The sequence below is a fragment of the Paraburkholderia sp. BR10937 genome (genome assembly GCF_040965695.1).
Classification (GTDB): domain Bacteria; phylum Pseudomonadota; class Gammaproteobacteria; order Burkholderiales; family Burkholderiaceae; genus Paraburkholderia.
Map to the genome: position 1 here is coordinate 66121 of NZ_JBFRCL010000031.1, position 12508 is coordinate 78628.

Annotated in this window: 14 protein-coding genes; 8 read left to right on the forward strand and 6 right to left on the reverse strand. The window is 64.2% G+C overall.

The features are described from left to right. On the reverse strand, positions 1-705 hold the full coding sequence (pcaH, locus tag AB4Y44_RS24605) for a protocatechuate 3,4-dioxygenase subunit beta (protein WP_368701138.1): 705 nt from the start codon (positions 703-705) through the stop codon (positions 1-3). Positions 706-846: 141 nt separating this feature from the next. Here pcaH and pcaQ point away from each other — a divergent pair, with 141 nt between their 5' ends. Beyond that, entirely contained in the window at positions 847-1863 is a 1017-nt protein-coding gene (gene pcaQ, locus AB4Y44_RS24610; RefSeq protein ID WP_342923824.1) for a pca operon transcription factor PcaQ, read from the forward strand. A gap of 39 nt (positions 1864-1902) precedes the next feature. On the opposite strand, the gene AB4Y44_RS24615 is transcribed toward pcaQ, so the two are convergent. Next, positions 1903-2565 carry a helix-turn-helix domain-containing protein gene (locus tag AB4Y44_RS24615; protein WP_368701139.1) on the reverse strand — a complete coding sequence of 221 codons (663 nt, stop codon included), beginning with the start codon at positions 2563-2565 and terminating at the stop codon, positions 1903-1905. 354 nt (positions 2566-2919) lie between these two features. On the opposite strand from AB4Y44_RS24615, the gene AB4Y44_RS24620 reads away from it, so the two are divergent. Further along, positions 2920-3123: a hypothetical protein gene (locus AB4Y44_RS24620; RefSeq protein WP_342923822.1), complete on the forward strand. Its 204-nt coding sequence runs from the start codon at positions 2920-2922 to the stop codon at positions 3121-3123. A gap of 197 nt (positions 3124-3320) precedes the next feature. Here the strand turns inward: AB4Y44_RS24620 and AB4Y44_RS24625 are convergent, their stop codons facing one another. The 3 genes from AB4Y44_RS24625 to AB4Y44_RS24635 all read right to left on the reverse strand — a co-directional run bounded on the left by AB4Y44_RS24625 (position 3321) and on the right by AB4Y44_RS24635 (position 5673). Further along, positions 3321-3827, reverse strand: a complete 507-nt coding sequence (locus AB4Y44_RS24625; RefSeq protein WP_028205038.1) for a metal-dependent hydrolase — start codon at positions 3825-3827, stop codon at positions 3321-3323. Positions 3828-3958: 131 nt separating this feature from the next. Further along, positions 3959-4213: a sugar ABC transporter ATPase gene (locus AB4Y44_RS24630; protein WP_256094947.1), complete on the reverse strand. Its 255-nt coding sequence runs from the start codon at positions 4211-4213 to the stop codon at positions 3959-3961. Between the two features lie 296 nt (positions 4214-4509). Next, positions 4510-5673 (reverse strand): porin, encoded by a 1164-nt coding sequence (locus tag AB4Y44_RS24635; RefSeq protein WP_342923820.1) that lies wholly within the window; start codon positions 5671-5673, stop codon positions 4510-4512. A 672-nt stretch (positions 5674-6345) separates the two neighbouring features. Between AB4Y44_RS24635 and AB4Y44_RS24640 the strand changes: the two genes are divergently transcribed. Beyond that, positions 6346-6867: a hypothetical protein gene (locus tag AB4Y44_RS24640; RefSeq protein ID WP_368701140.1), complete on the forward strand. Its 522-nt coding sequence runs from the start codon at positions 6346-6348 to the stop codon at positions 6865-6867. A gap of 18 nt (positions 6868-6885) precedes the next feature. On the opposite strand, the gene AB4Y44_RS24645 is transcribed toward AB4Y44_RS24640, so the two are convergent. Next, positions 6886-7320 (reverse strand): hypothetical protein, encoded by a 435-nt coding sequence (locus AB4Y44_RS24645; RefSeq protein WP_368701141.1) that lies wholly within the window; start codon positions 7318-7320, stop codon positions 6886-6888. Between the two features lie 219 nt (positions 7321-7539). On the opposite strand from AB4Y44_RS24645, the gene AB4Y44_RS24650 reads away from it, so the two are divergent. The 5 genes from AB4Y44_RS24650 to AB4Y44_RS24670 all read left to right on the forward strand — a co-directional run bounded on the left by AB4Y44_RS24650 (position 7540) and on the right by AB4Y44_RS24670 (position 12494). After that, on the forward strand, positions 7540-8241 hold the full coding sequence (locus AB4Y44_RS24650) for a CDP-alcohol phosphatidyltransferase family protein (RefSeq protein WP_342923817.1): 702 nt from the start codon (positions 7540-7542) through the stop codon (positions 8239-8241). Continuing rightward, positions 8238-9047 carry a 2OG-Fe(II) oxygenase gene (locus tag AB4Y44_RS24655; RefSeq protein WP_368701142.1) on the forward strand — a complete coding sequence of 270 codons (810 nt, stop codon included), beginning with the start codon at positions 8238-8240 and terminating at the stop codon, positions 9045-9047. The genes AB4Y44_RS24650 and AB4Y44_RS24655 overlap by 4 nt, the downstream gene beginning before the upstream one ends. Further along, on the forward strand, positions 9044-10054 hold the full coding sequence (locus AB4Y44_RS24660) for a flippase-like domain-containing protein (protein WP_342923815.1): 1011 nt from the start codon (positions 9044-9046) through the stop codon (positions 10052-10054). Before AB4Y44_RS24655 ends, AB4Y44_RS24660 begins: the two co-directional genes overlap by 4 nt. A 27-nt stretch (positions 10055-10081) precedes the next feature. Beyond that, positions 10082-10861 (forward strand): phosphocholine cytidylyltransferase family protein, encoded by a 780-nt coding sequence (locus AB4Y44_RS24665; protein WP_342923814.1) that lies wholly within the window; start codon positions 10082-10084, stop codon positions 10859-10861. Between the two features lie 229 nt (positions 10862-11090). Next, positions 11091-12494, forward strand: coding sequence for an MFS transporter (locus tag AB4Y44_RS24670; RefSeq protein WP_342923813.1), 1404 nt, complete (start codon positions 11091-11093; stop codon positions 12492-12494). Positions 12495-12508: the final 14 nt, after the last annotated feature.

The window sequence follows — 12508 nt, forward strand, 5'->3', positions numbered from 1 at the left end:
TCAACGCTCCGTGGGGGTTTGGTTCGGGCCGCGCAGCACGATGTCGAATTCGTAGCCGAGTGCGTAGCCTTCTTCGGTGGTGTCGAGCGAGAAGCGCGAAATCATGCGCTCGCGTGCGTCTTCGGGCGTGCCCTGATAGATCGGGTCGAACGCGAGCAGCGGGTCGCCGGGGAAATACATCTGCGTGACGAGACGCGAGCCGAAGTAGTCGCCGAACAGCGAGAAGTGGATGTGATTCGGACGCCACGCGTTCGGGTGATTGCCCCAGGGGTAGGCGCCCGGCTTGATCGTGAGGAAACGATAGCGGCCGTCGTGATCGGTGATCGCGCGGCCGGCGCCGAGGAAGTTGGGATCGAGCGGCGCGTCGTGCTGGTCCTGCTTGTGGACATAGCGGCCGGCGGCGTTGGCCTGCCAGATTTCGACGAGCGTGTTGCGCACCGGCTTGCCGCCTTCGTCGAGCACGCGCCCCGTCACGACGATGCGCTCGCCGAGCGGCGCGCCATTCCTGGCCGCGTTGCGCGTGAGGTCGTGATCGAGCGCACCGAGGTCGTCGGTGCCGTACACGGGCGCGTGCTGGTTGCGCAGTTTTTCCTTCAGGGGGATGAGCGGGAGCGTGGGGCCGCGTTTGACCGACGAACGGTACGGCGGATAAACATACGCGGGGTGCGAGTCGAAGTCGCGCGGCGACAGGATGGACTCGTCCATGGGGTGTCTCCTGGGTTGGACTATTGGGGGAAGGGGCCTGGCGCCGGCAACGGTTGGCGGTGCGACCCGATGCCGCCACTTTATCCAAAGCGAAAAGTTATGCAAAATGATGTTTTTTCGCAGATCATATAACGAACCGTTATGCAAAACCGGCTCGCGGACGGACGCGTCAAATTCCGCCATCTCCAGTGTTTTCTTGCCGTAGCGCAGATGGGCAGCGTGCAGCAGGCCGCCGAGAGTCTTTCGGTCACGCAGCCCGCCGTGTCGAAGACGATCGCCGAGCTGGAACTCGTGCTGGGCGTCAAGTTGTTCGAGCGCGGCCGGCACGGTGCGGTGCCCACGCGCGAGGGGCAGCTTTTCATGCCGCACGCGAGCGCCTGCATGAGCGCGCTGCGCCAGGGCGTGGCCTTGCTCGCGCGCGACGAAGGCGCGGTGGCCGCGACGCTCGATATCGGCGTGCTGCCGACTGTGGCGACGGCGTTGCTGCCCGGCGCATTGCGCCACTTCGGCGAGGAATGGCCGCGCGTGAGCGTGCGGCTGGTGACGGGGGCCAACACCGAACTGCTCGAGCGGCTGAAGACAGGCGCGATCAGCTTCGCGGTGGGCCGTCTGGCCGACCCCGAGCGCATGGTGGGCCTGAGCTTCGAGCAGCTGTACAACGAGCCGCTCGCCGTGGTGGTGCGCGCGGGGCATCCGCTCGAGCAGGGGGCGGGGTTGCCGGCGCAACTCGCCTCGTTTCCGCTCGTGTTGCCGCCGTTCGGCACGTTGATCCGCCAGGCGGCGGACAGTCTGCTTGCCGCCTGGGGCGCGCCGCCGCTGTCGGCGTTCGTCGAGTTGCTGTCGGTTTCCGTGGGGCGCGCGCTCGCGCTCCAGAACGACGCGGTGTGGTTCGTGCCCGCCGGCGCCGTCGAGTACGACCTGCGGCGCGGGACGCTGGTGCGGTTGCCGTTGCCTTCCGCGGGCGGCGAAGAGCCGGTGGGGGTGATTCAGCGTACCGATACCCAACCCACGCCTGCCGGTCGCGCGCTCATCGAGGCCGTGCGGCGTGCGGCGCGCGAGCGCGACGTGCGGCCGGATGGCTCAGCGGCGCCGCGGACGCGGCGTGCACGTACCGCCAACCCTTCCGCTGGCAAGCGTTCGCCCGACGCCGGGGGGTGAGGCTTCACGGTTCCCGCGGACCCACACTGCGCGCCGGATTCAGCCGGCCGTGAGCTTCGTCCTGGCGCGCGACTTCGAGGTTGCCGACGCTTCCGGCGCGACGCCGGGCAGGCGCGCGCTCGTGGCCATCCACAGCACTTCGGCGTCTTCCTCGCTCGTCGAAATGGCCGCGTGGCCGGTGCGGCTGTCGAAGTAGAGGCTGTCGCCGGCTTCCAGATAGGTGGGCGCGTATAGCTCCGAATACAGGCACACGCTGCCGCTGATCACGTAGAGAAACTCTTCGCCTTCGTGGCGGCCCCAGTCGTCGAACGCGTCGAGCGAATGCGCGGTGATGCGGATGCGAAACGGCAGCATCGCCTTGTGCGCGAGATCGGTGGCGAGCAACTCCATCTGATAGCCGCGATAGGCGTGGCGCTGACCTGCGCCGTTGCGCGCGAGCGCGCGGCGGCCGCCGGCATTGAGCCTGGGCGGGGTGCCGAACAGCTCGGCCAGGTCGATTCTGAGCCCGCCGACGATCTTTTGCAGCACGTCGAAGGTCGGCGACATGAGGCCGTTTTCGACTTTCGACAGGGTCGAGCGCGAGACGCCGCACAGGCGGCTGGCCGTATCGAGCGTCAGGTCCTGAGCGACGCGCGCGGCGCGCACGCGGCGGCCGAGGTCGGTGGTCGCCGTGCTGGCGGATGGGGTGAGCGTGGAATCCATGGGCTACGTTCGAATGCTGACGAAAAGCCCTGGTTGGGCCCCGCGATGTCTTACCGATCATATCAAACGGTTGCCCGCGCGAAACGCTGACCTCGCCTGGCCGGCCGGTCTGCGACGTTGGCTCGGCGGTATGGGGCGAGCCGTCACGCATCGACGCCCTGTTCAACGGTGAATTAAAACGATTCGAATTAACGATTTTAAAAAATTAATCCGTCGATGTTTTAACAAATTTTAAAGATTCCCTGGATTTGATATTAGAGCAAGGCCTCAATATGCGTCCATGCGCCGCGGCTCTCACGGATTTTGATATTTATCATTGTAATCAGATGATATAGATCAAGTGGAGAGCGCAAAATGCATGACGAACGACTCGAATTGTTGCTGGCTATCTCGCGAAGAACGCTCGGAATCGAGAGCTTCGAACTGACCGGGAAGCCGACCGCCGACGCACACCTCGTGAGCGCGGAGGATATTGGCCGCGCGCTGGAGTCGGCCTATGACGCCGGGCTGATCGTCGGCTACCGCATGGGCCGCGCGGAGTGCGAAGAGAACACCTGATTACCGCATGACGCGATTTAGGAGCGGCGCCCTTTAAAGGGCGCCGTTTTTATTTTGATTTAGGTTAATACGATAATAAACGTTGCCTGATTAATGGCGATGTGGCGCCTGATCAGTTCCGACGATTGTCAATCGACGCTTCATCGGCTGCATGACTACCAGCATGCCTGCACCTGTTATCAGGGAAACCTGACCAATCAGACGAGCCGTCGCAACGGCGCGAGCGACCAGTCGTGCGGCACGCCATGCACGGCGAAAAACCACGCGGCCACCCATGACGCGGCGACGACGATCAGGTCGCAACGCCCGCTGCGCCACCAGTTCAGCGAATGTCGTTGAAAGATCCACGGCACACCGAGCGGATTGGGCCAGTCCGCGAACAGGTGGATCACGCCTCCGCAAGCGAAGCCGAACGCGGGCGCTGCGAGGGGCAGGTGCCCGAGTTTGTGATACGACCACACGAGCAACGCGATCCAGCCGATGCCCCAGTGCGTGAACGTGCGATGCGTGATCCAGAGGCGCCGCTTCTTGCGCCACCATGCGACCTCCAGCCAGTCGGGCGCCGATCCGCCCGCGACACCCGCCGCGAACGCGAGTGCGGCGTAGAGATGCCAGGCGCTATCGGCGCCCTGATGCGTGACGATTGCGGCGGCGATGACGCCGGCGGCCCAACCCGTGGCGTGATGTGCGGTGCCTGATGCCATGAAGCGGTGTATTGCGAAGTCGAAGGGGGCGCAATCTTCGCAGATGTGTCGCCGTTATGACAGGGGTGACACGCGGGCGACATGCGGAACGTCGTGTGGCGCGTGCGGTGCACGCGCCAGCCGTTCGCGCGTCAGGTCGTGCAGCGTGCTACGTCGAAGCGCAGTTCTTCTTCGGGCGGATCGTTCGACGCGGAAGCGCCGTGCGTGACGCGAATGACCGAGCCGTGGCCGTTCGGCGTGAGCGTGACGAAGTACGACGCGTCCGAGCGCGAGCCCACGCTCAGTTCGGTCGTATTGCCGTCGCGCGAACTGTGCACGTGCGGCAGGCGGTCTTCGAGGCAGCTCGCGACCGACGATGCCGAACGCGCCGACGAAGCGTAGATCATCGGTTCGCCGTTCGAAGCAGTTCCGGACGGCGGTGTCGATCCACAAGCGGCGATGAGCGCGAGCGGAGTCGCGGCGAGGAGTCGTTGCGTGAGCGTTTTCATAGGCGACGTGACAATATCGAAGCAGCGGATTGTGCCAATAAGTATACGCACGCTGATCTGAATCAAGGCCCACGCAGACGTAAAAAGATGCAACAGGTAACAGGAAAAAACGCACATGCGCTTGTGGCGCATGTGCGTTTCGCAAAGGCAAGGCAGCGTGGCGGATCGCGCCGGGTTTCCCCAACCCCGAGCGATCAGAAGCGGTGACGCAAACCGACTGTCGCGGCCACCTGGTTGTTCGTCGAAGAAGGCGAGAGCGTATTGATCGCAGCGACATTCGCGATGCCCGAGCCGTCGGCGTTATAGCCGAGCGAGCCCGAAGCGTGCTGATAGACGCCGGCGAGATAGACGTCCGTGCGCTTGCTCAACGAGTAGTCGGTGCCAACCAGCACTGTGTGCCACTTCGGGCTGTTGTTGCCGCCGTTGCCCGTGACCGTGCCGTCGGTGAACGTGTAGGAGCCGACGAACGCGAGGGCGGGCGTCAGATGGTAAGCGCCGTTGATCTCGTAGTTGTCGACGTGCAGGTTCAGGCCCGAGAGGCCCGGCAGCGGCGCGCTGCCGCCACTCGAGAGACTCTGCATGCCATCGATCTGCGAGTGTGTCCACACGAAGCCAACTTGTGCCGGGCCGTAGGTGTAGTTCACGCCCGCGCCAAACGAGCGCTGCAGCCGCGCCGAGATGTTCTGGTCGGCCGAGGCCGCGCTGTTCGCGGCGCCGAGGCCGCCGGAGTTGTTCTGTTGCGAGTAGGCGGCTGCGAAGTTCAGCGGGCCGTTGCCATACGATGCGCCCACGCTCCACGCGCGGCCATTCGCGAAGCCGTTCGCGTCGTTGCTGAAGCCGTACAGGCCGCCGAACTGGAGGCCCGCGTAGTTTGCGCTGGCGTACTTGACCGAGTTCTTGATCGAATAGCTTTGGGCGAGGTTGTCGTTGTCGAATGGGTGGCCCGCGAGATTGTTGCCGTAGCCCGCGCCGGCTTCCGAGAGCGGCGAGAGGTAGTCGACCATCGAGTCGTACTGCCGGCCGAGCGTGAGCGTGCCGAACCGGTCGCTCTGCAGGCCGACCCAGGCCTGGCGGTTGAAGCCGCTGTCGCCGTTCTTGTAGCCGCCGTTGTTGAGATTGAAGCCGCTCTCGAGGGTGAAGATCGCCTTCAGGCCGCCGCCCAGGTCTTCGGCTCCGCGAAAGCCGAAGTAGTTGTTCGAGAGGGCGCCGCTGCCCTGAGCCCACAGGCTGTGGCCGCCGACGTTGTTCGCGTAGACGATGCCGGCGTCGAGCGAGCCGTAAAGGGTGACGCTGCTTTGTGCATGGGCGCTGATGGCAAATGCACTGAGGACGCCTGCAGCAATGAGTGCTTTTTTCATGTTTTTCTCCGGTCAGAACTTGGGGAATCTCAGGCCGAATATTCTGAAAATCGATTTCGTGCCCGGATGATTCGCAACGAAGTGTAGGCCCGGTATTCGATGTATTTACGTAAATTGACGCAACAATGCATTCATCTCATTTCGTGATCGGCATTAATCACTGTAAGTGACTGCATATAAAGCGTTTTTCTATTGGATTATCTACTGCGACAAAATGGTCCGTCTGGATAATCTGTTGTGCACCTGCGACGATGCGGCAAACCCGCGCAGCGGCTCGCATAGCGCGAATTCAACGCCTTTTCAAGCGCGATTCTTGTCGTTTGGTGAAAGGTACTGTTCCAGATCATGGACTGAACACATGCATAGCGCGGAGGTACAATTTCTTCAGCCCTCGACCAAGGGTGGTCTTTTTTCATCTGTTTTTACGCGGCTCTCGGGCCGCGTTTTTTTTGCCTGCGCAAAATCATTTTAAATTAATGCGCGGGGCGGAATGGTGCGTTGCGGAAAATGGAATGATTACAGTCGCTGTCGGATATTCCGCTTTGATGGCGGGATAATCCGGGACGGCTGGATAGAAAGACGTGGCGCCCGACGCGCGACGCGATCCGGGTAGAATCTTGCCCTTGCCCCGCGACGGGCAAGTCCCGCGCAGAACCCGATGAAAGCCCCGCCATGACCGATTCCTCACCCGCAACCGATCCCGATTTCCCCGCCGATGACCTCGCAGCCGAAGCCGAGGTGATCCAGGAACCGCGCCTGTGGCGCAAGGACGGCTGGACCGCGCGCGTGATCAAGAACGAAGACGACGACGGCTGGGCCGTCGAAATGATCAAGGATGGAGAGCCGGAACCTGCACTCGTCGGCCCGTGGACCATGGGCCGTGACAAGAAGAATCCCAAGCCGCTCGATACGTCGGCGTTCAACACGCTCGTGAAGACCGCTTCGGAGGTGCTGCGCCGGCACGAGCAGCAATTGCGCGCGCTCTTGCACAAGCGCGTGAGCGTGCAGACCGCCGAGGGCGACGTGGACGTGACGCTCGACATCGTTCCCGACGAGTACGAGCCCTACGCGCTCGTCAGCGCGATCGACGCGTTCGGCGAGCAGCTCGCTCAGGCGCGCGTCGCGCCGAACTTCAAGCTCACGAAAGCGCGCGCCGAAGCCTGGGCCGAAGGCGGCTTCGGGCGCATCGAGTAAATCTCAAAGCCTGCCCGCTTACTCCTGCTTGCAGAAGATCGCAGTCAATAGCGGTCCGGCATGGTGGACGATGGCGTTATTGCCTGCCGCCGTGAGGGCTGCCTGCACCCTGGCCTGGGTGCTGACCACGACGGCCCCGTAGGCGGAAGGGGCGATGGGCGTGCCGTCGCCGGTCTTGAAGAGCGGGTCGTCCTTCTGGAAACCCACGATGGCGAAGACGCTGAAGCCATAGGCGGTCATGCGCTGGCCGTGCGCGGGCCAGAACGCGTTGATCGAATTGCTTTCGACCTTCATGGGCTTCGGATCGATCAGGTTTTGCGTGATCAGCCCCGAGATGAAGTCGTGTGCGGACTCGCTACAAGTCAGTGAATCGTCGATGGCGGCGGCGTGGGCGTTGCCGGCGAGAAGCGTCAGGACAGCGAGGAAAAGGGCGGCAAAGGTAAAGCGTTTCATTACGTGAATGGCGAAAGTGCGTGCGCCGGGGCCGGATTGCGGCGGGCGCAAAACGCCCGGGCTGGCGCGAAGGGTTGCACTCTACGCGTGTTCGCGCGATTCCGCTTGCGGCGCCGCGGAAGCCGGTCTGGCGCTTTGCCTTACAGAACCACAAGCAAAAAGTGGGACGAACGTCGGAATACCTGCAAGATTTCTGGAAGGCGTATATATTGCGCGGTTATGACCGAAAAAGATAAACCTGTAAAAACGGCTCCGAAAGCGGTGCCGCTGCCGCGCACGTGGGACGCCCGCGCGGCGCGCTGGCTCGTCACTCCGCTGGTACCCACACGCGTTACCCCGAATCATCTGACCACGCTGCGGCTCCTGATTGGCGTTGTCGGCGGTTTTTATCTGGCGCGCGGAGATTTTCTGCACGTCAATATTGGTGCATTTCTGATCGTTCTGTCGAATTTTGTTGATCATACCGACGGCGAACTGGCGCGTATCAGCGGCAAAACCAGCCGTATCGGGCATTTCTACGATCTCGCGGCGGACGCTCTCGTCACCGTCCTGCTGTTCCTCGGCATGGGCTACGGCCTCGGCGTCGTGGCCGCCCACTCCGGCACCGAATGGCGAGTACCGCCGGCCGTGCTCGGCGGCATCGCGGGCGTCGCGGTCGCCGTGATCTTTTTCCTGCGCATGCGCATCGAGGAAATGGCCGGCAAGGCGGGCACCCAGCAGGCGTTCGCCGGCGGCTTCGAGACCGAGGACGTGCTCTATCTGCTACCCCTTGTCACGCTGACGGGCGTCGTGTCGCCGTTCATCATCGCGGCTTCGATCGGGGCGTCGTTGTTCGCCATCTGGGTGGTGCTCGACTATGTGCGCGTGACGCGCCGCCTGCGCCCCGCCAAGGAAACCCGCCAGGTGTGGAGCAGCCGATGAGCTTGCAGGCAGAACAAGAACAGGTCGTAGCGGCGCCCGTCTCCGCGCCAGCCCGCGCCTCGCGTGCGGCGGCCGGCGGGCCGGACGCCGCGATCGGCCGCGCGCTGCAACCGCTGAACACCGTGCGCCTGCGCGACGACTACCAGAGCCAGGGCTCGTTCCTGTATCTCACCGATTTTCTGCCCGCCGACGCCACGCAGCAGTTGATCGACGCGGCCAACGCACTGCTTCCCGAAGTCAACCGCAACTATCTGCCGGGCCATAAAGCGGGTGGCAGCGTGAGCCGTCACACCATCGACCGCCTCGCGCCGTACATCGCCGAGCTTTACCGCTCGCCGCAACTCATCGCATGGCTCGAAAAGATCACGGGCGACCGCCTGCAGCTCTCGCCCGAAGACGACCCGCACGCTTACGCGCTCTATTACTACACGCGCGCCGGCGATCACATCGGCTGGCATTACGACACATCGTATTACGACGGCCGCCGCTATACGGTGCTGCTCGGCGTAATCGACGAGTCGTCGTGCAAGCTCGACTACGAGCTGCACACGAAAGACCCGAACAAGGCGGATGAACCGGGCTCGGTGCAGTACCCGCCGGGCGCGCTCATCGTGTTCGACGGCGACAAGCTTCGCCATCGCGTCACGCCGAGCCTCGAAGGCGAAGTGCGTGTGTCGCTCACGCTCGAATATGTGACGAACCCGAACATGCGCCCGTGGCGGCGTTTCATTTCGAACATGAAGGACGCCATCGCGTACTTCGGTTTCCGCCAGGTGTTCCGCAAGGCGTTGGGGGGCAAGGCGTGAGCCGCGCAGCCATCCTGCTGCTGTCGATCGGCACGGCGCTCTTCATTGCGCTGCTCGCCTGGCAGGGGCTCGGCTCGGTAACGGGCGCGCTCGCGGCCGCCGGCTGGGGCCTCGTCCTCGTCGCGGCGTTCCACGTCGTGCCGCTCGCACTCGACGCGGGCGCGATCGCCGTGCTCTTCGGCAAGGACGAGCGCGTCGATCAGCGCGATGCACTGCTCGCGCGGTGGACCGGCGAATCGGTCAACAGCCTGTTGCCCGCGGGCCAGATCGGCGGCCCCGTGGCGATGGTGCGCCAGCTCGGGCAACGCGGCATGTCGATGCGCAATGCGGCTGCGGCCATCACCGTGAGCACGACGCTGCAAGCCGTCGCGCAGATCGTCTTCGCCGTATTCGGCATCGTGCTTTTTTCGGCCTACGCCGCGAATGGCGCGCCGCGCGACCTCGGCGTCGCCGCGCTGATCGCGACCGCCGTGCTCGGCGGCCTGATCGCGCTGTTTTATGTCGCGCAGCGCCGCGGTCTGTTCGGCCGCCTGCTGCGCCTCGCATCGAAAGTGTTCGGCAAGCGCGACTGGTCGGCGCTCGCCACGCGCGCCGACGCCATCGACGAAGCCGTCACATCGCTTTATGCCCTGCGCGGCCGCGTGGCGGCCAGCTTCGCGCTGAGCCTCGCGGGCTGGCTCGTGGGCACGGTGGAAGTGTGGCTCGCGCTGCGCTTTCTCGGCCATCCCGTAGGCTGGATCGATGCACTGCTGCTCGAGAGCATCGGCCAGGCGATTCGCGGTGCGGCCTTCGCCATTCCTGGCTCGCTGGGCGTGCAAGAGGGCGGTTATCTGCTGCTCGCGCCGCTCGTCGGCCTGCCGCCCGAGGCGGCGCTCGCGCTCTCGCTTGCCAAGCGCGCGCGAGAAATCCTGCTCGGCTTGCCGGGCCTTCTGTATCTGCATTTCAGCGAACGTAGCTGGCAACGCCGGCGCGCCTTGCGCGTCCCCGCTGTCGAAGTCGCCGATTGACCTTTTTCTTCCAAGGAACGTTTGCGCATGCGCGCCATCATTCTCGCGGCAGGCCTCGGCCTGCGCCTTCAGCAACCCGCTGGAGAACAGTTTCCGAAATGTCTGCTGCAGTTCGAGGGCGTGACGCTGCTCGAACGCCATCTGCAATTTCTGGAAGAGGCGGGTGTCACGGAAGTCGTGCTTGCGCTCGGTTTCCAGCCTGAGCTGGTCGAGGCCGAACTCAAGCGCATCAACTGGCCGCACAAGGTCGAGGTCGTGATGAATCCGCGCTTCGACCTGGGCAGCGTGCTCACGGTGCATCGCACGGCAGAAGCGCTCACGCGCGGCGGCGACGTGCTGCTCATGGACGCCGACGTGCTCTACGACGAACGCGTGTTCGCACCGCTCGTGGCGGGCGAGGCGCCGGCCAACCGTCTCCTGATCGACCGCGACTTCGAATCCGGCGACGAGCCCGTGAAGCTGTGCCTGCGCAACGGCGTGCCCGTCGAACTGCGCAAGCAGCTGGCGGTCGGTCTGCAATACGACACGATCGGCGAGTCGGTGGGTTTCTTCCGCCTCAACGAAGCGACGGCGCGCCGCTTTGCGCAGATCGTCGAAGGCTACGTCGATACGGGCCGCGCGAACCTGCCGCACGAAGAAGCGCTGCGCGACCTGCTGCTCGAACGCGGCAGCGAATTCGAAACGGCGGACGTGACCGGCGCGCCGTGGATCGAGATCGACTTCCCCAACGACGTCACGCGCGCCGCGGAGCAGGTGCTGCCGCAACTGCGTCCCGTGGTGAGCCGCGTGAAGCAGGCCGCTATCTAAAGCGCATCTGCGCGGATTGCCCGACGCTGATTGCTTGAATCAGGCCGCGAGGTCTGTCTCCGCTTGAAGGCGGAGGCGGGCTTCGCGGCTTTTGCTTTTGCGCGCGCGTTTGCTGCGTGGCGCACACACAAAGCGCGCCGCTTCATCTGTTGCCGGGTTCCCGTTTTCCGCAACAAGGGCCATAATGGCAGCTTTACGCCATCAGCCGCGCTGATCGTCGTTCCTGCCCATGCCATTAGCCCTCGGCACCTTCATCGTTCCGCTCATTGTCGCGTGCTCGATGTTCATGGAGAACGTGGACGGGACGGTCATCGTCACCGCGCTCCCCGCACTGGCCCGCGATCTCGGCCAGGACCCCATCACACTCAAGCTGGCCGTCACGAGCTACGTGATCGGCCTGGGCGTGTTCATCCCGATCTGCGGCTGGGTGGCCGATCGCTTCGGCTCGCGCAATGTGTTTCGCACTGCCATCGGCATCTTCATGGCCGGGTCGCTGTTGTGCGCGGCTTCGCGCTCGCTCGAGATGTTCGTGGCCGCGCGCTTCGTGCAGGGCATCGGCGGCGCGATGATGGTGCCGGTGGGCCGGATCATCATCTTCCGCTCGCTGCCCAAATCGGACTTCATTCGCGCGGTCAACTATCTCACGGTGCCCGCGCTGCTCGGGCCAGTCGTGGGGCCGCCGCTCGGCGGCTTCATCACCACGTATCTGCACTGGCGGCTGATTTTCTTCATCAACATTCCGATTGGCGTGCTCGGCATCTGGCTCGCGAACCGGCACATCGAGAACATGCACGAGGAGCATCCGGGGCGGCTCGACTGGGCCGGCTTCGTGCTCTCCGCGGGTGGGGCGTCGCTGTTCATGCTCGGCCTCTCGCTCGTGGGCGGCGAGATCGTCGCCACCGGCACCGCGGTGACGATGTGCGTGATCGGCGCGTTGTTGCTGGCGGCGTATTGGTTGTATGCGCAACGTGTCGAGCGGCCCGTGCTCGATCTGAAATTTCTGCGCATCCCCACGTTCAATGCGAGCGTGGCGGGCGGGTCGCTGTTTCGCATCGGGCTCGGTGCCGTGCCATTTTTGTTACCGCTCACGCTGCAGGAAGGGCTCGGCATGACGGCGTTCGCTTCAGGCGCCATCACCTGCGCTTCGGCGTTCGGCTCGATCTTCATGAAGGCGATCGTCTCGCGCGTGCTCGGGCGCTTTGGCTTTCGCCGCACGCTGATGGTCAACGCGGTGCTCGCGGGCACGGCCATCGCGATATGCGGCTCGTTTTCGCCTGGCATGCCCGTGTGGCTCATCTGGGTCATCGTGCTCGCGGGCGGGATCTTTCCTTCGCTGCAATTCACCGGCCTCAATTCGCTCGCCTATGCCGATATTCCGACGCGCGACATCGGCCGCGCCACGAGCGTGGCAAGCGTGATCCAGCAGGTGTCGCTCGGCCTCGGCGTGACGATCGCGGGCCTCGTACTGCAGATTTCGCATCGGGTGCAAGGGCATCCGGCCATCGTCTGGTCCGATTTCTGGCCCGCGTTTCTCGTGGTCGGGCTCTTTTCGGTGGCGTCCATTCCGGTGACGATGCGTTTGCCCGCGAATGCGGGCGAAGAAATTGCGCGCGGGCGGCGAGGCAAGGCCTGATCCAGTCCAGAAAG